The organism is Yoonia vestfoldensis SKA53 (assembly GCF_000152785.1).
GTDB classification, from domain to species: Bacteria; Pseudomonadota; Alphaproteobacteria; order Rhodobacterales; family Rhodobacteraceae; genus Yoonia; species Yoonia vestfoldensis_A.
This window is the reverse complement of record NZ_CH672414.1, coordinates 1,419,154-1,437,519: the sequence shown is the minus strand read 5'-3', so window position 1 is coordinate 1,437,519 and position 18,366 is coordinate 1,419,154. Positions and strand designations below refer to the sequence as shown.

Below are 18,366 nucleotides of genomic sequence, written 5' to 3'. Positions count from 1 at the left end.
TCCGGCGCGTGAGCGAGCAGACATCCCCCCAGGTGGCACGCGCAGTCGGACTTTCCCAGAGATGGGACGAGGGCGGCGGATTGTGCAGTGGCAGCAGCACAATCCGCCGTTTTCACATCCGGAAGCGCGTTCCGGACGGACAAGGTGAGGCAGAGGGCGTTGGAACTGAATTTCACGGGCGAACACACCCAAAAGGTGGACAGCAAGGGGCGCATGTCGATCCCGGCTGACTTTCGTCGCGTGCTGGAATCCGGTGACCCCGAATGGACCCCCGACCGCACCCCGCGCATGTATCTGCTTTATGGTGATCATCTTAAAAATCAGCTTCAGGGCTATAGCGTTGCCGAATTTGGCAAGGTTGTGGACCAGATCAACGCTTTGCCGCGCGGGTCCGAGCGCAAGCAGATCCTGTCGCGCCTGATTATCGGCCAGTCGATCAAGCTGGACGTGGACAAGGATGGGCGCACTGTCATGCCGATCAAGCAGCGCCAGAAACTGGGCATCACCGATGGTGAATTGACCTTCAGCGGCCTTGGCGACCATTTCGAGATCTGGAAGGCCGACCGCTATGACAGTGACGTGTCCAGCACGCTGACAGCCTATCTTGCGGACAAGCCCGAAGGCTATGATCCGCTGATCCTGCTGGACGGATAGGCCCGAAATGTCCGCTGCCGCAGATCAAACTCCGCATATACCTGTCCTGATCCGGCCTTTGATTGCCGCTGTCGGCCCCGTGACGGGGGTCTGGCTGGATGGTACATTCGGCAATGGCGGCTATACCCGTGCGCTGCTGGCCGCAGGCGCGCACAAGGTGATCGCGGTGGACCGTGATCCGCTGGCGTTCCAGATGGCCGCCGGTTGGGTTGCTGATTATGGCGACCGCATCGTGATGCAGGAAGGCGTGTTTTCCCAGCTTGATACCTATGCGCAGGATCTGGATGGCGTGGTGCTGGACCTTGGCGTCAGTTCGATGCAGCTTGATCTGGCCGAACGCGGCTTTTCGTTCATGCGTGACGGGCCGCTGGATATGCGCATGTCGCAATCGGGCCTGTCGGCGGCTGATCTGTGCAATGACGCAGAGGAGGCCGAACTGGCCGATATCATCTATCTGTACGGTGAAGAACGCGCGTCGCGCCGCATCGCCAAGGCGATTGTCGCTGCCCGTCCGCTGACGACCACGGGCCAGCTGGCGAAAATCGTCGAAAGCTGCCTGCCGCGCGCCAAGCCCAACCAGTCGCATCCCGCCACCCGCACCTTTCAGGCGCTGCGGATCGCGGTGAACAATGAATATGGTGAATTGGCGATGGGGCTGATGGCCGCCGAACGCGCGCTGAAACCGGGCGGGCAACTGGCCGTCGTGACCTTTCATTCGGTCGAGGACCGGATGGCCAAGCGGTTCTTGCAGGCGCGTTCGGGCAACAACGCCAATGCCAACCGCTATGCGCCGGAAACCACGCAGGTGACCCCCGCCTTTCGCATCGACAAACGCAAGGCGATCGGGCCGGACGAACAGGAACTGGCCGAAAATCCACGGTCACGCTCGGCCAAGCTACGGGTGGCGATCCGCACTGATGCGCCGGCGCAAAGCCTTGATCCGGCGGATCTGGGCATGCCGATGATGCGCAAGAAGGGGGGCCGCTGATGCGGGGTTTTCTTTATGTGTTTGCGGCATTGGCGGTCATTGCTTCGGGGTTTTGGGCCTATCAGGAAAACTATACCACGCAGGCAGCCGTGCGCGAGGTGCGCGGGCTTTATACCGAAATTGGTGCTGCGCATGACCGGTTGCAGATGCTGCGCGCGGAATGGGCCTATCTGAACCGGCCCGACCGGCTGGCGGATCTGGCGGATCTTAATTTCGACCGGCTGGGCCTGTTGTCTTTGCAGCCAGAGGCGTTTGGACATGTGGACCAGATCATCTATCCGATCCCGCCGATCCAGCCGATCACCGACCCGATTGAAATCTCCAATGACACGCTTGACCTAGGCGAGGACCCATTGTGATGCGCACGCCGCTGCGGCCCCTGGCCCGTATCCTCAAAGCCCGCGAGACGGGCGAAAACCCTGATATGATCGAGGCCGAAAACCGCGCCCGCCGCCATGCCGCCACACAGGACAAGGCGCGCAGCCGTGCCGAAGGCCGGTTGCTTTTGCTGGGGCTGATGTTCTTTTGCGCCTTTGTGGTCATCGGCGGGCGGATGGGCACGCTCGCCTCGTCGGTCCCAGAAGAGCCGCGCGCGGCCGCCGAAGGCAACCCGATCATCGGCCAGCGCGCCGATATCGTGGACCGCAACGGGCGGTTGCTGGCCACAAACCTTGATACATTCTCGCTTTATGCGCATCCGCGCCAGATGGTCGACCCCGCGCGCACAGCGGCGCAGCTGGCGGCGATCTTTCCGGAAATGGATGCCGACAGGCTGCTGACTGATTTCACCGGCGAACGGCGCTTTTTGTGGCTGCGCCGCCAGATGAGCCCCGAACAGATGCAGGCCGTACATGACATCGGTAGCCCCGGTCTGCTGTTTGGCCCGCGCGAAATGCGCCTTTACCCCAACGGATCGCTGGCCGCGCATATTCTGGGCGGCACGCGCTATGGCCGCGAAGGCGTGTCCAGCGCCGAAGTGATCGGCGTGGCCGGCGTCGAGCGCCAGTTTGACCCTTTCCTGCGCGACCCCGCCAATGAAGGCGCGCCGCTGCAATTATCCATCGACCTGTCGATTCAGGCCGCCACTGAACGGGTGCTGGCGGGCGGCATGGCGCTGATGAATGCCAAGGGTGCCACAGCTGTCTTGATGAATATCCATTCGGGCGAGATTATCGCCATGGCCTCCTTGCCCGATTTCGACCCCAACAGCCGTCCGCAGGTTGCCATCACCGGCGATCAGTCCGACAGCCCTTTGTTCAACCGCGCGGTGCAGGGGGTTTACGAGCTGGGATCGGTGTTCAAGATCTTTGCCGTCGCTCAGGCGATGGAACTGGGACTGGTAGACGCCGACACGATGGTCGATACCACCAGCCCGCTGACTTGGGGGCGTTTCCGGATCCGCGATTTCCGCAACTACGGGGCGCAGAACAGCGTGACCAAGGTGATCGTGAAATCCTCCAATGTTGGCACGGCGCGGATCGCGATGCAGATTGGCGCAGAAAGACAGCGTGATTTCCTTGGCCAGCTTGGGCTTTTGCAGGCAACACCTGTTGAATTGATCGAAGCGCCGACCGGCGCTCCCTTGTTGCCCAGCAATTGGTCCGAGATTTCGACGATGACGATTTCCTACGGCCACGGCCTGTCGTCGTCGCCTTTGCATCTGGCGGCGGCTTATGCAGCGATGGTCAACGGCGGCACCAAGGTCGCACCGACCCTGCTGCGCAATCCAGACCCGCAACCCGGCCCGCGCGTTATCAGCGCCGCGGTCAGCCAATCGGTCGTCGATATGCTGCGCGCAACAGTGACCGAGGGCACAGCCTCTATGGGCGATGTCGCAGGCTATGCCGTTGGCGGCAAGACCGGCACTGCGGACAAGCCGCGCGCGGCGGGTGGTGGCTATTACGACGACAAGGTCATCGCGACTTTTGCATCGGTGTTTCCGGCCAGTGACCCGCAATATGTGCTGATCACCACGCTGGATGAACCGGTGGAAACATCCGGCACCGAGCCGCGCCGCACCGCAGGCTGGACCGCTGTGCCTGTCGCTGCTGAAATCATCCGCCGGACAGCGCCTTTGCTGGGCCTGCGCCCGCAGATGGACATGGGCGACCCTGACAGTATAGTACTGACCGCGAACTAAGAGGGCCTGTGATGACGACATTGACCGCGCTGGGACTGACGGCAGCGCAGGGCCGCGATGCGACCATCACATCCCTGGCCGTGGACAGCCGCGATGTGATCAAGGGCAGCCTGTTCGCCGCCTTGCCGGGGGCAAAGGTCCATGGCGCGGAATTCATCCAATATGCGCTGCGCATGGGCGCTGCTGCTGTGCTGACCGATGCTGCCGGTGCGCGGATCGCCGCGGATGTACTGGCCGCCAGCGACGCCGCAGTGATCGTCGCCGAAGACCCGCGCCAGACGCTGGCGCAGACGGCCTCGCTGTGGTTCGGGGCGCATCCGGGGATTGTTGTTGCGGTGACGGGAACCAATGGCAAGACATCGGTGTCCAGCTTTTGCCGCCAGATCTGGGAAGAGATGGGGCTGGCCGGCGTCAACCTTGGCACCACCGGTGTCGAGGGTGCCTGGGCCTATCCGCTGAAACACACAACTCCCGAACCGATCACCCTGCACCGCGTGCTGGCCGAGGCCGCAGGCCACGGGATAACCCATGTCGCGATGGAGGCATCATCGCACGGGCTGGACCAGCGCCGCCTTGATGGCGTGGTGCTGGCGGCGGCGGGTTTTACCAATTTCACGCAGGACCATCTGGATTATCACGGCACGTTCGAGTCGTATTTCGCGGCCAAGATGGGCCTTTTCACCCGTGTGCTGGCCGAGGATGGCGTGGCCGTCGTCAATCTGGACGATCCCAAGGGGCCGGTCGTTGCCGCGATCTGCACCCAGCGTGGGCAAGAGGTGATCGGCGTTGGCCGCAGTGATGATGCCCGCCTGCGCCTGACCGGCCAGCGGTTCGATGCGACAGGGCAGGATCTGCTGTTCACATGGCAGGGGCGTCCGCATCACGCACGCCTTGCGCTGATCGGCGGGTTTCAGGCGGAAAACGTACTGCTGGCGGCCGGATTGGTGATCGCCGCAGGGGCTGATCCGCTGGACGTATTCGCGGCCTTGTCGCAACTTGGCACCGTGCGAGGCCGGATGGAACTGGCCGCGACCCGCGCCAACGGGGCGGCAGTATTCGTCGATTATGCTCATACGCCTGATGCCGTGGAAACCGCGCTCAAGGCATTACGCCCGCATGTGATGGGCCGGATCGTGGCGATCATCGGGGCAGGCGGCGACCGTGACAGCACCAAGCGCCCGCTGATGGGCGCTGCAGCGGCGGAATTTGCCGACAGCGTGATCGTCACCGACGACAACCCCCGTTCCGAAGACCCCGCCAGCATCCGTGCCGCCGTTCTGGCCGGTGCGCAGGGTTGTGACAGCCTGTCCGAGGTCGCCGACCGCGCCGAGGCGATCCTGCGCGGCATCGACATGCTGCAACCGGGTGACGCGCTGCTGATCGCGGGCAAGGGCCATGAAAGCGGGCAGATCATCGGGGATACGATCATGCCGTTTGACGATGTCGAACAGGCCAGCGTCGCCGTCGCAGCCTTGGAGGGGCGGATATGACCGCACTATGGACCGCCCATCAGGCCGTCGCCGCGACACAAGGTGTTACACAAGGCGATTGGGTCGCGACAGGCGTGTCGATCGACACACGGACCTTGCAGCCGGGCGATCTGTTCGTGGCCCTGAAAGATGTGCGCGACGGGCATGATTTCGTCGCCATGGCGTTGGAAAAAGGGGCTGCTGCCGCACTTGTCAGCCACCGCCCCGACGGTGTCGCATCCGATGCGCCGCTGTTGGTCGTCCCTGACGTGCTGAAAGGGCTGGAGGCGCTGGGCATCGCTGCGCGCGCGCGCAGCACCGCGCGGATCGCGGCAATCACCGGATCGGTCGGCAAGACATCGACCAAGGAAATGCTGCGCACCGTGCTGAGCCGCCAAGGCAAATGTCATGCCGCAGAGGCGTCTTATAACAACCACTGGGGCGTGCCGCTGACGCTGGCGCGGATGCCTGCCGATGCCGATTTCGCGGTGATCGAGATCGGGATGAGCAATCCGGGCGAAATCGCGCCTTTGTCGCGCATGGCCCGCCCGCATGTGGCGATGGTCACGACCGTGGCAGCAGCGCATCTGGCGTCGTTCGAAAGCCTTGCGGGGATCGCGGCTGAAAAGGCCACCATCGTCGACGGGCTGGAACCGGGCGGGATCGCGGTGCTGAACGGCGATGTTGCGACAACGGCGATCCTGCAGGACCGCGCAGGCGATATCGGCGCGCAGATCGTGCTGTTTGGTGAAACCGCAGGCGCATGGCGGATCAGCGATCTGCGCATCTCGCGGGATGTGACGGTGATCGGTGCCACCTCGCCCGGGCATGATTACCTATTTAAACTGTCAGTGCCGGGGCGGCATTTCGGGCTGAACGCGGTGGGTGTGCTGGCGGTGGTGGCCGCGCTTGGGGCGGACCCTGTCGCAGCTTCGCTTGATCTGGCACTTTGGGTGCCGCCTGCGGGGCGTGGCACGCGTGAGATCATCCAGCTTGATCTGGCCAATGAATTCGAAACGATTGACCTGATGGACGATGCGTTCAACGCCAATCCCACATCGCTTGCCGCATCGCTGGAGGTGATCGCCGCAGGCCAGCCGCAAGACGGGGTCGGGCGGATCGTCAAGGGGCGCAAGATCGCCATTCTGGGTGATATGCTGGAACTGGGCACGGACGAGGTCGCGATGCATGCTGCCATGGCGCAGAACCCCCATCTGCAGCAGCTTGACCTGATTCATTGCGCAGGGCCGTTGATGCGCCATCTGTGGGAGGCTTTGCCGCAGGGCAAACGCGGGCAATGGGCGGCCACCGCGGCTGAACTTGCCGCGCAAGCCACGCGGCTGGTGGACACAGGCGACGTTGTGCTGGTCAAAGGATCAAAAGGCAGCAAGGTATCGCTGGTCGTTGACGCGATCCGCAAACTCGGGCATCGCCGCGGTGATGAATAACAGGATCAACTCATGTTTTACTGGCTGACGGCACTTTCGGATGGCGGCGACGTCTTTAACCTGTTTCGCTATATCACCTTTCGTGCCGGTGGGGCCTTTTTGACGGCGTTGGTCTTTGGGTTCATCTTTGGGCGGCCGCTGATCAACGTGTTGCGGCGCAAACAGGGCAAGGGCCAGCCGATCCGTAGCGACGGCCCTGAGGGGCATTTCGCCAAGGCCGGCACGCCGACGATGGGCGGTTTGCTGATCGTGGGGGCGCTGACTTTTTCCACGCTGCTCTGGGCGCGGCTCGATAATCCGTTCGTCTGGATGGTGCTGTTTGTGACGCTGTCCTTTGCCGCTATCGGTTTTGCCGATGATTACGCCAAAGTGTCCAAACAGACGACATCGGGCGTGTCGGGCAAGGTGCGTATCCTGCTGGGCATCACCATCGCGGCGATTGCGGCCTATTGGGCGGCGCAATACCATCCCGACGATCTGACCAACCGATTGGCTGTGCCGATCTTCAAGGACACGCTGATCAACCTTGGCATCCTGTTCGTGCCTTTCGCGGTGATCGTGATCGTGGGGTCGGCCAATGCGGTCAACCTAACTGACGGTCTGGACGGTCTGGCGATCATGCCGGTGATGATCGCGGCAGGCACTTTCGGGGTTATCGCCTATGCTGTCGGTCGCGTTGATTTCACGCAATATCTGGATGTGCATTATGTGCCAGATACGGGTGAATTGCTGATCTTGACCATGGGGTTGATCGGCGGCGGTTTGGGGTTTTTGTGGTATAACGCGCCGCCTGCTGCCGTCTTCATGGGCGATACCGGATCATTGGCGCTGGGTGGCGCGCTGGGTGCGATTGCGGTGGCGACCAAGCATGAAATCGTGCTGTCCATCGTCGGTGGCCTGTTCGTGGTCGAGGCGCTCTCGGTCATTATCCAAGTGCTGTATTACAAGCGCACCGGCAAGCGGGTGTTCTTGATGGCCCCGATCCATCATCATTATGAAAAGCAAGGCTGGTCGGAACCGCAGATCGTGATCCGGTTCTGGATCATCGCGCTGATCCTTGCGATGGTCGGTCTTGCCACGCTGAAGGTCCGGTGAGCCGATGATCCCGGTGCGCGGATATGACGGAGCGATCGTCGCGGTGCTGGGCATGGGCCTGTCGGGGCGTGCCGCGGCGCAGGCCTTGCAGGCGGGCGGTGCGCATGTCGTGGTTTGGGATGACGGGCAAGCAGGGCGTGATCTGGCGCAAACCGCAGGCTATGCGCTGCGCGACCTGACCAAAGCGGTGTCCTATGACGGTGTCGCGGCGCTGATCGTCAGCCCGGGCATTGCGCATCTTTATCCTGCGCCACACCCCGCTATTGCCGCTGCTTGGGCCGCAGGCGTGCCGGTAGACAATGACATCGGGCTGTTTTTTCGGTCTTTTGCCACCGACGATTGGGACGGGTTCGAGACGACCCCCCGCGTCGTGGCCGTGACCGGATCGAACGGGAAATCCACTACCTCTGCGCTGATCCACCACATATTGGCCGAAAGCGGGCGACCTGCGCAGCTGGCGGGCAATATCGGGCGCGGCGTGCTGGATATCGCGCCTGCCCGCGATGGCGAGGTTGTGGTGCTGGAACTGTCCTCTTACCAGACTGATCTGGCGCGTGCGCTGACGCCCGATGTGGCCGTGCTGACCAACCTGTCGCCCGACCATCTGGACCGGCATGCAGGACACGGTGGCTATTTCGCGGCCAAACGGCGGCTGTTTGCCGAAGGCGGGCCGGACCGCGCGGTGATCGGTGTCGATGAAAACGAAGGCCGCTATCTGGCCAACCAGCTGGCCCAAGGGGTAGGCGACGACCGCGTTGTGCTGGTGTCCTCGGGGCAGAAGCTGACCGAGGCTGCATGGTCTGTTTTCGCGCGCAAGGGGTTTTTGTCGGAATACCGGCATGGCCGGCAGGTCGGGTCCATTGACCTGCGTGCCATTGCCGGATTGCCCGGCGCGCATAACCACCAGAACGCCTGCGCGGCCTATGCGGTCTGCCGCACATTGGGGCTTGGCCCGCGCGCGATCGAGGCGGCGATGCAATCCTACCCCGGCCTGCCGCACCGTAGCCAGCTGGTCGCGGACCGCGGCGGTGTGCGGTTCGTCAACGACAGCAAGGCCACCAATGTGGACAGCGCGGCCAAGGCGCTGCAGGCCTTTGCGCGTATCCGCTGGATATGCGGCGGTCTGCAGAAAGAGGGCGGGCTGGACGGGCTGCTGCCGCATCTGGCGCAGGTCGCCAAAGCCTATGTCATCGGGCGCGAGGCGGCGGATTTCGCCCGCCAATTGCCCGGCGTCCCGACAGAGGTCTGCACCACCATGGCCCGCGCTGTCGCGCTTGCCGCGGCAGAGGCTGAACCGGGCGATGTTGTCCTGCTGGCACCCGCGGCGGCGTCGTTCGATCAATATGACAATTTCGAACAGCGCGGCGCGGATTTCATCACCTGCGTCGGCGCCGCGGTGGCGGGTCAGTCTGATTGATGGGCAATGCGCAGGCGGCGTAGGGTGGGTCAGGACCCGCCTTGCCCCTGCCGGATCGCCTGACCTGCGGCCCATCCAGATGACCAGGCCCATTGAAAATTATACCCGCCCAACCATCCGGTGACATCGACACATTCACCGATGAAATAAAGGCCGGGCACAGCCTTGGCCGCCATGGTCTGCGATGACAGGGCGTCTGTATCGACACCGCCCAGCGTCACTTCTGCGGTCCGGTACCCTTCGGACCCTGACGGTGTGACCTGCCAATCCGCAAGCGCTGCGCAGATGGTGGCAAGCCGCGCATCGCTTTGGTCGGCCATTGTCCCCGTCAAGGTCAGCCCTTCGGCCAGATAATCGACCAGCCGCGCCGGTAGATACAGCGACAAGATCGTGGTCAGTGCCTTGCGCGGATCGCTGTGCCGGTGGCCTTGCAAGGCGCCCAGCAGATCGGTGCCGGGGGTCAGGTTCACGCTGATCGGATCGCCTTCGTCCCAGTAAGACGACGCTTGCAGCACCGCAGGTCCCGACAGCCCGCGATGGGTGAACAACAGCGCCTCGTCAAAACCGGCTCCGCCCGCTGTGACCCGTGCGGGTGTCGCCACGCCTGCCAGCGGCTTGAACCGTTCATCCGAAAAGGTGAGCGGGACCAATCCGGGGCGCGGCGTCACCAGCGGCAGCCCAAAACGGGCCGCGATCTGATAGCCAAGGCCGGTCGCGCCCATTTTAGGGATCGACTTGCCGCCGCTGGCCACCACCAGATTGCGGGCCGTCACGGCCTGATCGCGCCCGTTGCGGGTCAACGTCACGGTGAAATCGGTCCCGTCATGGCCAATCTCGCCCAGCTGCGTGTCAAGCCACAGCTCTGCGCGCGCGCGCACCATTTCCGCGCGCAACATCGCAATGACATCCTTGGCCGATGTATCGCAGAACAACTGCCCCAGCGTCTTTTCGTGCCATGGGATGCGATGCGCATCGACCAGCGCGATGAAATCCCATTGCGTATAGCGCCCCAGCGCGGATTTCGCGAAATGCCTGTTCTGGCTGATGAAATTATCTGCTGCTGTATGCAGATTGGTGAAATTGCACCGCCCACCCCCCGAGATGCGGATCTTTTCGCCCGCCGCGCGCGCATGGTCCACGACCAGCACGCCCGGCCCTGCGTGGGCCGCGCACATCATGCCTGCGGCACCGGCACCAATGATCAATGTCTGCACTTTCATGCACAGCGATGTCGCGCGGATCGCGGTCGGGTGCAAGAGCGCAGTTTTCCAGTGGAATCGCACGCAAATGCGGTCTATGATGCCGACAGACCCGGACAACGGGCGATCGAGGCAAATTGGCGGTGATCCATGACGGAAATGGTCTATGGTGCGGTTCCGGTGCAATCCGGGGACGCGGTTCTTCCACGTTGGTGGCGGACGATTGATAAATGGACCTTGTCCTGTGTGCTGGTCCTGTTCGGGATCGGGCTTTTGCTTGGCTTTGCCGCATCCCCGCCGTTGGCCGCCAAGAACGGGCTGGAGCCTTTTCACTATGTGATGCGTCAGACGGTGTTCGGCGGGACGGCCATTGCCGTGATGATCGCCGTGTCGATGATGTCACCTGTGATGGTCCGCCGCCTTGCAGTCTTGGGGTTGTTTGGGGCGTTTGTGTCGCTTTTGTTGCTGCCGGTCTTTGGCACCGATTTCGGCAAAGGGGCGACGCGCTGGTATTCGCTGGGGTTCGCATCGGTGCAGCCGTCGGAGTTTCTCAAGCCCGGCTTTATCGTGATGACCGCGTGGCTGTTGGCCGCCTCGACCCAGTTGGGTGGGCCACCCGGCAAGCTTTATTCCTTTGTCCTGACAATGATGGTCGCCCTGCTGCTGGCGTTCCAGCCTGATTTCGGACAGGCCGCATTGATCATGTTCGCATGGGGTGTGATGTATTTCGTGGCAGGCGCGCCGATGACCCTGCTGATCGTATTGGCCGTAGCGGTGTTTTTTGCCGGCACGCTGTTTTATGCCAATTCCGAACATTTCGCCCGCCGGATTGACGGGTTCCTGTCGCCTGACGTTGACCCGACGACGCAGCTGGGCTTTGCCACCAATGCGATCCGCGAAGGGGGCTTTTTCGGCGTCGGCGTGGGCGAGGGGCAGGTGAAATGGTCACTGCCCGATGCGCATACCGATTTCATCATCGCTGTCGCCGCCGAGGAATACGGGCTGGTCTGTGTCATGGTGATCATCGCGCTTTATGCCACCATCGTCGTGGGGTCGCTGTTGCGCCTGATGAAAGAACGCGATCCGTTCATCCGGCTGGCGGGAACAGGGCTTGCCTGTATCTTTGGCGCGCAGGCGATGATCAACATGGGCGTCGCCGTGCGGCTGTTGCCGGCCAAGGGGATGACCCTGCCTTTCGTGTCTTATGGCGGATCGTCGCTGATTGCGGGTGGCATCGCAATTGGCATGTTGCTGGCCTTCACCCGGTCGCGCCCGCAAGGCGAGATTGGCGATATCCTGATGCGCCGGGCCAACCGATGAAAGCGCCTTTGCTGATCATCGCGGCCGGTGGCACCGGCGGGCATATGTTCCCCGCGCAGGCGCTGGCCGAGGCGATGCTGGCGCGCGGCTGGCGCGTGAAACTGTCCACCGATGCGCGCGGCGCGCGGTACACGAGCGGCTTTCCCGATGCCGTCGAGGTCAGCACCGTCGGCAGTGCGACTTTCGCCCGTGGTGGTCTGGCGCAAAAACTCGCGGTGCCGTTTCGCATTGCCGCTGGCATCGTGGCGGCGAAGTGGCGGATGTTGCGCGACCGGCCTGCGGTTGTCGTGGGTTTTGGTGGCTATCCCGCCATTCCGGCGATGACCGCCGCCTGGGCCTTGCGCGTGCCGCGCATGATCCATGAACAAAACGGCGTCCTGGGGCGCGTCAATCAATTGTTCGCGCAGCGGGTGGATCAGGTGGCCTGCGGCACTTGGCCGACCGTGCTGCCTGCGGGTTTGACCGGCATCCACACTGGCAATCCGGTCCGCGCATCGGTGCTGGACCGCGCGGGCGCGCCTTACATCCCGCCGGGGGATTACCCGATGGCGCTGTTGGTGCTGGGTGGGTCGCAAGGCGCGCGGATCATGTCCGATGTCGTGCCTGCCGCGATCGCCGCCTTGCCCGACCCTCTGCGCGCCAATATCCGCGTCAGCCATCAGGCAAGGGCCGAGGATATGGACCGCGTCGCGACCTTCTATGCCGAGGCGGGCATTTCCGCCGATGTGCAGACCTTTTTCACCGATATCCCTGCCCGGATGAGCGAGGCGCAATTGGTCATCTCGCGCTCGGGCGCATCGACTGTCGCTGATGTCAGCGTGATCGGGCGGCCCGCGATCTGGGTGCCGTTTGCGGCTGCTTTGCGCGATGAACAAACCGCCAATGCGCAGCAACTGGTCGATGCAGGGGCTGCATTGTTGATGACAGAAGGCCAGTTCAATGCGCCCAACCTGACGATGGCGCTGCAAAACCTGTTGTCGGATGACGCGATGGCCGCCGATATGGCGCGCAAAGCGGTGGCCTGCAGCGTGCCGGACGCCACCGACCGGCTTGTGCAATTGGTTGAAAATCTGGCAGAGGCGCGCAAGAAATGATGGATGGAACCCCCGTGATGAATGCAGCAACGAAACTGCCCCTCGATGTGGGGCCGATCCATTTCGTCGGCATCGGCGGCATCGGCATGTCCGGCATCGCCGAGGTGTTGCTGAACCACGGCTACCGTGTGCAAGGCTCCGACCTGAAGGCGACCAAGATCACCGACCGGCTCAAATCACTGGGGGCGGTGATCTTTGAAGGCCAGCGCGCCGAAAATCTGGCAGGGGCCGAGGTTGTCGTGATCTCCTCTGCGATCAAGCCGGGTAATCCCGAACTTGACGCTGCGCGCGCCACGGGTCTGCCGGTGGTGCGCCGCGCGGACATGCTGGCCGAATTGATGCGCCTGAAATCCAATGTGGCCGTGGCCGGCACGCATGGCAAGACGACGACGACCACGATGGTTGCGGCCCTGCTGGACGAAGGCGGCATTGACCCCACAGTGATCAATGGCGGGATCATCCATGCTTACGGGTCCAACGCGCGGATGGGGCAGGGCGAATGGATGGTGGTTGAAGCCGACGAAAGTGACGGCACCTTCAACCGCCTGCCTGCAACGATTGCCATCGTCACCAATATCGACCCCGAACATATGGAACATTGGGGAACAATCGAAAACCTGCGCAAAGGGTTCTACGATTTCGTCTCCAACATCCCGTTTTACGGATTGGCCGTCTGTTGCACCGACCACCCCGAAGTGCAGGCGCTGGTCGGCCGCATCACCGACCGCCGTGTCGTGACATTTGGTTTCAACGCGCAGGCCGATGTGCGCGCGATCAACCTGACCTACAAGGCCGGTGTGGCGCATTTCGACATCGCCCTGCAATCCGAGGATCAGGTGATCGCAGGGTGCAGCCTACCGATGCCCGGCGATCACAACGTGTCCAATGCGCTGGCCGCTGTTGCCGTGGCGCGGCATCTGGGGCTGAAAAAGGATGAAATCCGCGCCGCCTTGGCCGGTTTTGGCGGCGTGAACCGGCGCTTCACAAAGGTTGCCGAAGTGAACGGTGTCACGATCATCGACGATTACGGCCATCATCCGGTGGAAATCGCCGCTGTGCTGCGCGCCGCGCGGCAGGCCACCACGGGCCGCGTGATCGCGGTGCATCAACCACACCGGTTCAGCCGGTTGTCGCATCATTTCGACGAATTCTGCGCCTGTTTCAACGATGCCGATGTTGTCGGCATTTCCGAGGTGTATGCCGCAGGCGAAGACCCGATTGCCGGTGCCAGCCACGCCGATCTGGTCGCGGGCCTGATCCGGCATGGCCACCGCCACGCGCGCATCGTCAATTCCGAGGATGATCTGGAACGTCTGGTCCGTGAACAGGCCAAACCGGGCGACATGGTCGTCTGTCTTGGCGCAGGCACGATCAGCACCTGGGCCAATGGCTTGCCCGCAAGGCTGCAAGGCTGATCCATGACCTGCCGCCAGATCGCCACCTGCGCGCTTGTGTTGGCAAAGCGGATGCGCTGATGGGTGGTTTGTGGATCATCGCGGGCATGACATTTTGCGCCTTGGTGCCTTTTGTCGTGCAGGTCCGGTTGGCGCGGGCGGGGAAATTCGGGCCGGTCCTGTCGGTTTTGGCGGTGTTGGGCGCGGTTGCTGTGATCTTGCTTTATGCCACGGCCAAACCCTTTGGGATCCACCCCGTGCAGGCGATGGCAATCTTGCTGTTGGCGGTTGTGCCTGCGGGCCTGGGCGGCGGGGCGGGCGCGCTTTTGGGCAAGCTGTTGCGCAACCGCGATGACCGCAGGTCTCGTTGATCTTTACATCTTGGGCCGGTCTTGCGCAAAAGACCCCAGACAAGGATGGACCCGATGATACAGAACCTTCCCCCCGTGCGCGGCACATTGACGGCGGAGCGGCCGCTGGCCGATCTGACATGGATGCGCGTCGGCGGTCTGGCCGAAATGTTGTTCCAGCCCGCCGATGCAGAAGATCTGGCGGCGTTTCTGGCGGCACTCGACCCATCGGTGCCGGTGTTCCCGATGGGGGTTGGCAGCAACCTGATCGTGCGTGATGGCGGGATACCGGGCGTTGTTGTGCGGCTGGGGCGGGGGTTCAATAGTATCACCATCGACGGCGGTATGGTCACGGCGGGGGCTGCGGCGCTGGACGGTCATGTCGCGCGCCGCGCGGCGGATGCGGGGCTTGATCTGACATTCCTGCGCACCATCCCCGGCAGTATTGGCGGTGCTGTGCGGATGAATGCGGGCTGCTACGGGTCTTATGTGGCGGATGTGCTGACATCGGTCCGCGTGGTTCTGCGCGATGGTACCCTGCACGATCTGCCGGCTGCGGACCTGCATCTGGGCTATCGCCACAGCAGCTTGCCTGAAGGCGCGATCATTTTGGCCGCAACCTTTGCGCCCCCCGCAGGCGACCCTGCAACGCTTGCCGCGCGGATGGACGATCAACTGGCCAAACGTGACGCGACCCAGCCGACCAAGGACCGCACGGCGGGATCGACCTTTCGCAATCCGGCGGGGTTTTCCTCGACAGGTCGCGCCGATGATACCCATGAACTGAAGGCTTGGGCCGTGATCGACGCCGCCGGTCTGCGCGGTGCCACGCTGGGCGGGGCGGTGATGAACGTCAAACACCCCAACTTTCTGACCAATGCGGGTGGGGCAAGTGCCGCCGATCTGGAAGATCTGGGCGAGCTGGTGCGGAAAAAGGTTTACGATTCCCAAGGGATCACGCTAGAATGGGAAATTATGCGGGTCGGTTTGCGGCACGCGGATTAATGGTCGCAAAGACCGGCGCCCCCAAAGGGGCAAAACCAATGACGGGCCGCAAACGGCCCGCACAAAAGGCGGTGGGTATGTCGAGCAGGGCAAACCCGAAAGTTGTTGTTCTGATGGGCGGTCCATCGGCTGAGCGCGAGGTATCGCTCAGCACGGGCCGCGAATGTGCAGCGGCTTTGCGGGCAGCAGAATGTGACGTGATCGAGGTCGACGCCGGCCCCGACCTTGCCACGCGTTTGACCCAGATCGCACCCGATGCCGTGTTCAACGCGCTGCATGGTCGCTGGGGCGAAGATGGCGCTGTGCAAGGCCTGCTGGAATGGTTGCGCATTCCCTATACCCATTCGGGGATACTGGCATCCGCCCTGACGCTCGACAAGGAACGCACCAAGGATATCTACCGCGCGGTCGGTCTGCCGGTTGTGGACAGCATTCTGGCCGATGCCGATGACGTGCGCGCGCGCCACGTCATGCCGCCGCCCTATGTGGTCAAACCCTATAACGAAGGCTCCAGCGTTGGGATCTATATCGTGCAGGATGCCGCCAATGGACCGCCGCAATTGTCGGCTGACATGCCCGCGCGGGTGATGGTGGAAACCTATGCACCGGGGCGCGAATTGACGACGACCGTGATGGGCGACCGCGCGCTGACCGTCACTGATATCATCACCGATGGCTGGTACGATTATCACGCCAAATACGCCCCCGGCGGGTCGCGCCATGTGGTGCCAGCGGAGATTCCGGCGCAGATTTTCGACGCCTGCATGGATTATGCCCTGCGTGCGCATCGCGCCTTGGGCTGTCGCGGGATCAGCCGCACCGATTTTCGCTGGGACGAAAGCCGGGGCCTTGACGGGTTGATCCTGCTGGAAACCAACACGCAGCCCGGCATGACGCCCACATCCTTGGCCCCTGAACAGGCGGCCAAGGTCGGGATCAGCTTTCCCCAATTGTGCCGCTGGCTGGTCGAGGATGCATCATGCGATCGCTGATCCGCCGCCGTGCCATGGCTGATGTGCCGCATGATCCTGCCCCCACGAAATGGGGCTATCGCTATCAGCGGCTGATGCTGACACCGGGTGTGCGCGCCGCGATGCGGATCGGGCTGCCGGTGCTGCTGGTCTCGATTATCGCGGGGGCATGGTTTGCCAAGCCCGAGAACCGCGCCATGCTGGAGGCGCAGATTGCACAGGCGGTCCGCGGTTTTCAGGAACGCCCGCAATTCATGGTGCAATCGGTGACCGTGACCGGCGCAGATGATGTGATCCTGCCCGCGATCACAGCGATTTTGCCAAAGGATTATCCGCAATCCTCGTTCGATCTGGACCTATTGGCGATCCGCGCCCGGATCGAATCGTTGGACGCCGTGCGCTCTGCCAGCGTGCGGGTCGGGCCGGGGGGGGTATTGCAGGTCGCGGTGACGCCGCGTGATCCGGTGGCTTTGTGGCGCGATGGGCCTGTGCTGCGCCTGATTGATACCGAAGGCGTGCAATCGGGCACATTGGTATCACGTGGCAACCGGCCCGATCTGCCGCTGATCGCGGGCAACGGGGCCGAAAGACATATTCAAGAGGCGCTTGATCTTTACGCCCGCGCTGGGCCGCTGCGCGACCGTGTGCGCGGGCTGGTGTGGATGGGCGAACGGCGCTGGGATATCGTGCTGGATCGCAACCAGCGGATATTGCTGCCAAGCGACGGGCCGGTGGCGGCTTTTGACCGCGTGATCGCGCTTGATCTGGCGCAGGACATGCTCGAACGGGATGTGACCATTGTGGATATGCGCAATGCCGACCGTCCCACCCTGCGCATGAACGAAGATGCAGCGGCCGCTTTGCGCCGCGTGACAACACCAACTGGGACGGGCAATTGATGGGCGATCTTTACGACAGTCAAAGGGCGATGCGGCAAATGCGCAAGGCCGCGATGCAGCGCGGGGTTGTGGCGGTGCTGGATGTCGGCACATCCAAGATCGCCTGCCTTGTGCTGCGGTTCGATGGGCCGGAACGGGTCCGTTCGGTCGATGGCGTGGGGTCGATGGCGGGACAATCACAGTTCCGGGTGATCGGGGCTGCGACGACACGCTCGCGCGGTGTCCGTTACGGCGAAGTCGATGCGATGCAGGAAACTGAACGCGCGATCCGCACAGCGGTGCAGGCGGCGCAGAAAATGGCCAATGTGCGTGTCGATCACGTCATCGCCTGCCTGTCCGGTGCGCGTCCACGGTCCTACGGTCTGGCGGGTGAACTGGACGTGTCCGGCGGCACCGTGACCGAACAGGATATCAGCCAGGTCATGGCCAATTGCGATGTGCCTGATTACGGCACCGGCCGCGAAGTGCTGCATGCCCAGCCGGTGAACTTTGCGCTTGATAACCGCTCGGGGCTGGCTGATCCGCGCGGGCAGATCGGCAACAAGCTGACCACCGACATGCATATGCTGACGGTCGATGCCGCCGCGGTTCAGAATATCTTTTACTGCATCAAACGCTGCGATCTGGAACTCGCGGGGCTGGCATCCTCGGCCTATGTGTCGGGCATGTCCACGCTGGTCGAAGACGAACAGGAACTGGGCGCCGCCTGTGTCGATCTGGGTGGCGGGTCTGCGGGAATTTCGGTCTTTATGAAAAAGCACATGATCTATGCGGATTCGGTGCGCATGGGCGGTGACAACGTCACATCCGACATCTCGATGGGGTTGCAGATACCAGCCACCACCGCCGAACGGATCAAGACATTCTATGGCGGCGTCGTGGCCACCGGTATGGACGACCGCGAAATGATCGAGATCGGCGGC

At 63.0% G+C, this 18,366-nt stretch carries 17 protein-coding genes; 16 read left to right on the top strand and 1 reads right to left on the bottom strand.

Annotation, left to right across the window (positions count from 1 at the left end):
- Positions 1-159: 159 nt before the first annotated feature.
- The 8 genes from SKA53_RS07065 to murD are packed head-to-tail and all read left to right on the top strand — an operon-like array spanning position 160 to position 9,211.
- Complete coding sequence (locus tag SKA53_RS07065; protein ID WP_007205413.1) at positions 160-654, top strand: division/cell wall cluster transcriptional repressor MraZ; 495 nt, start codon at positions 160-162, stop codon at positions 652-654.
- A 7-nt stretch (positions 655-661) separates the two neighbouring features.
- Positions 662-1,642, top strand: a complete 981-nt coding sequence (gene rsmH, locus SKA53_RS07060; protein ID WP_007205412.1) for a 16S rRNA (cytosine(1402)-N(4))-methyltransferase RsmH — start codon at positions 662-664, stop codon at positions 1,640-1,642.
- A complete protein-coding gene (ftsL, locus tag SKA53_RS07055) occupies positions 1,642-2,001 on the top strand; it encodes a cell division protein FtsL (protein ID WP_007205411.1) in 360 nt (119 codons plus the stop codon). The genes rsmH and ftsL overlap by 1 nt, the downstream gene beginning before the upstream one ends.
- Positions 2,001-3,782: a peptidoglycan D,D-transpeptidase FtsI family protein gene (locus SKA53_RS07050; RefSeq protein ID WP_007205410.1), complete on the top strand. Its 1,782-nt coding sequence runs from the start codon at positions 2,001-2,003 to the stop codon at positions 3,780-3,782. The genes ftsL and SKA53_RS07050 overlap by 1 nt, the downstream gene beginning before the upstream one ends.
- A gap of 11 nt (positions 3,783-3,793) precedes the next feature.
- Entirely contained in the window at positions 3,794-5,272 is a 1,479-nt protein-coding gene (locus SKA53_RS07045; protein WP_007205409.1) for a UDP-N-acetylmuramoyl-L-alanyl-D-glutamate--2,6-diaminopimelate ligase, read from the top strand.
- A complete protein-coding gene (locus SKA53_RS07040) occupies positions 5,269-6,699 on the top strand; it encodes a UDP-N-acetylmuramoyl-tripeptide--D-alanyl-D-alanine ligase (protein ID WP_007205408.1) in 1,431 nt (476 codons plus the stop codon). Before SKA53_RS07045 ends, SKA53_RS07040 begins: the two co-directional genes overlap by 4 nt.
- 12 nt (positions 6,700-6,711) lie before the next feature.
- Positions 6,712-7,794 carry a phospho-N-acetylmuramoyl-pentapeptide-transferase gene (gene mraY / locus SKA53_RS07035; protein ID WP_007205407.1) on the top strand — a complete coding sequence of 361 codons (1,083 nt, stop codon included), beginning with the start codon at positions 6,712-6,714 and terminating at the stop codon, positions 7,792-7,794.
- A 4-nt stretch (positions 7,795-7,798) separates the two neighbouring features.
- Positions 7,799-9,211, top strand: a complete 1,413-nt coding sequence (gene murD, locus SKA53_RS07030) for a UDP-N-acetylmuramoyl-L-alanine--D-glutamate ligase (protein WP_007205406.1) — start codon at positions 7,799-7,801, stop codon at positions 9,209-9,211.
- A 29-nt stretch (positions 9,212-9,240) separates the two neighbouring features.
- Here the strand turns inward: murD and SKA53_RS07025 are convergent, their stop codons facing one another.
- Positions 9,241-10,431, bottom strand: a complete 1,191-nt coding sequence (locus SKA53_RS07025; protein ID WP_040483192.1) for an NAD(P)/FAD-dependent oxidoreductase — start codon at positions 10,429-10,431, stop codon at positions 9,241-9,243.
- A 129-nt stretch (positions 10,432-10,560) separates the two neighbouring features.
- Here SKA53_RS07025 and ftsW point away from each other — a divergent pair, with 129 nt between their 5' ends.
- The 8 genes from ftsW to ftsA all read left to right on the top strand — a co-directional run.
- The gene (ftsW, locus tag SKA53_RS07020; RefSeq protein WP_007205404.1) at positions 10,561-11,730 is read left to right on the top strand and encodes a putative lipid II flippase FtsW; all 1,170 of its coding nucleotides are present in this window, start codon (positions 10,561-10,563) and stop codon (positions 11,728-11,730) included.
- Complete coding sequence (locus SKA53_RS07015) at positions 11,727-12,824, top strand: UDP-N-acetylglucosamine--N-acetylmuramyl-(pentapeptide) pyrophosphoryl-undecaprenol N-acetylglucosamine transferase (RefSeq protein ID WP_007205403.1); 1,098 nt, start codon at positions 11,727-11,729, stop codon at positions 12,822-12,824. Before ftsW ends, SKA53_RS07015 begins: the two co-directional genes overlap by 4 nt.
- 17 nt (positions 12,825-12,841) lie before the next feature.
- Entirely contained in the window at positions 12,842-14,239 is a 1,398-nt protein-coding gene (murC, locus tag SKA53_RS07010) for a UDP-N-acetylmuramate--L-alanine ligase (RefSeq protein WP_207327963.1), read from the top strand.
- A gap of 59 nt (positions 14,240-14,298) precedes the next feature.
- Positions 14,299-14,589, top strand: coding sequence for a hypothetical protein (locus tag SKA53_RS07005; protein WP_007205401.1), 291 nt, complete (start codon positions 14,299-14,301; stop codon positions 14,587-14,589).
- A 54-nt stretch (positions 14,590-14,643) separates the two neighbouring features.
- Entirely contained in the window at positions 14,644-15,573 is a 930-nt protein-coding gene (gene murB, locus SKA53_RS07000) for a UDP-N-acetylmuramate dehydrogenase (protein WP_040483191.1), read from the top strand.
- 77 nt (positions 15,574-15,650) lie between these two features.
- Positions 15,651-16,565 carry a D-alanine--D-alanine ligase gene (locus tag SKA53_RS06995; protein ID WP_081440153.1) on the top strand — a complete coding sequence of 305 codons (915 nt, stop codon included), beginning with the start codon at positions 15,651-15,653 and terminating at the stop codon, positions 16,563-16,565.
- Positions 16,553-17,443, top strand: coding sequence for a cell division protein FtsQ/DivIB (locus tag SKA53_RS06990; RefSeq protein ID WP_007205398.1), 891 nt, complete (start codon positions 16,553-16,555; stop codon positions 17,441-17,443). The genes SKA53_RS06995 and SKA53_RS06990 overlap by 13 nt, the downstream gene beginning before the upstream one ends.
- On the top strand, positions 17,443-18,366 hold a 924-nt coding region (gene ftsA / locus SKA53_RS06985; protein WP_007205397.1), incomplete at its 3' end, for a cell division protein FtsA. The genes SKA53_RS06990 and ftsA, both read left to right, overlap by 1 nt.

Excerpts from the sequence above, each read along its gene's own strand:
- rsmH (WP_007205412.1), top strand. The coding sequence starts at position 662 with ATGTCCGCTGCCGCAGATCAAACTCCGCATATACCTGTCCTGATCCGG.
- ftsL (WP_007205411.1), top strand. The coding sequence starts at position 1,642 with ATGCGGGGTTTTCTTTATGTGTTTGCGGCATTGGCGGTCATTGCTTCG.
- SKA53_RS07050 (WP_007205410.1), top strand. The coding sequence starts at position 2,001 with ATGCGCACGCCGCTGCGGCCCCTGGCCCGTATCCTCAAAGCCCGCGAG.
- SKA53_RS07045 (WP_007205409.1), top strand. The coding sequence starts at position 3,794 with ATGACGACATTGACCGCGCTGGGACTGACGGCAGCGCAGGGCCGCGAT.
- SKA53_RS07040 (WP_007205408.1), top strand. The coding sequence starts at position 5,269 with ATGACCGCACTATGGACCGCCCATCAGGCCGTCGCCGCGACACAAGGT.
- mraY (WP_007205407.1), top strand. The coding sequence starts at position 6,712 with ATGTTTTACTGGCTGACGGCACTTTCGGATGGCGGCGACGTCTTTAAC.
- murD (WP_007205406.1), top strand. The coding sequence starts at position 7,799 with ATGATCCCGGTGCGCGGATATGACGGAGCGATCGTCGCGGTGCTGGGC.
- SKA53_RS07025 (WP_040483192.1), bottom strand. The coding sequence starts at position 10,431 with ATGAAAGTGCAGACATTGATCATTGGTGCCGGTGCCGCAGGCATGATG.
- ftsW (WP_007205404.1), top strand. The coding sequence starts at position 10,561 with ATGACGGAAATGGTCTATGGTGCGGTTCCGGTGCAATCCGGGGACGCG.
- SKA53_RS07015 (WP_007205403.1), top strand. The coding sequence starts at position 11,727 with ATGAAAGCGCCTTTGCTGATCATCGCGGCCGGTGGCACCGGCGGGCAT.
- murC (WP_207327963.1), top strand. The coding sequence starts at position 12,842 with ATGAATGCAGCAACGAAACTGCCCCTCGATGTGGGGCCGATCCATTTC.
- SKA53_RS07005 (WP_007205401.1), top strand. The coding sequence starts at position 14,299 with ATGGGTGGTTTGTGGATCATCGCGGGCATGACATTTTGCGCCTTGGTG.
- murB (WP_040483191.1), top strand. The coding sequence starts at position 14,644 with ATGATACAGAACCTTCCCCCCGTGCGCGGCACATTGACGGCGGAGCGG.
- SKA53_RS06995 (WP_081440153.1), top strand. The coding sequence starts at position 15,651 with ATGTCGAGCAGGGCAAACCCGAAAGTTGTTGTTCTGATGGGCGGTCCA.
- SKA53_RS06990 (WP_007205398.1), top strand. The coding sequence starts at position 16,553 with ATGCGATCGCTGATCCGCCGCCGTGCCATGGCTGATGTGCCGCATGAT.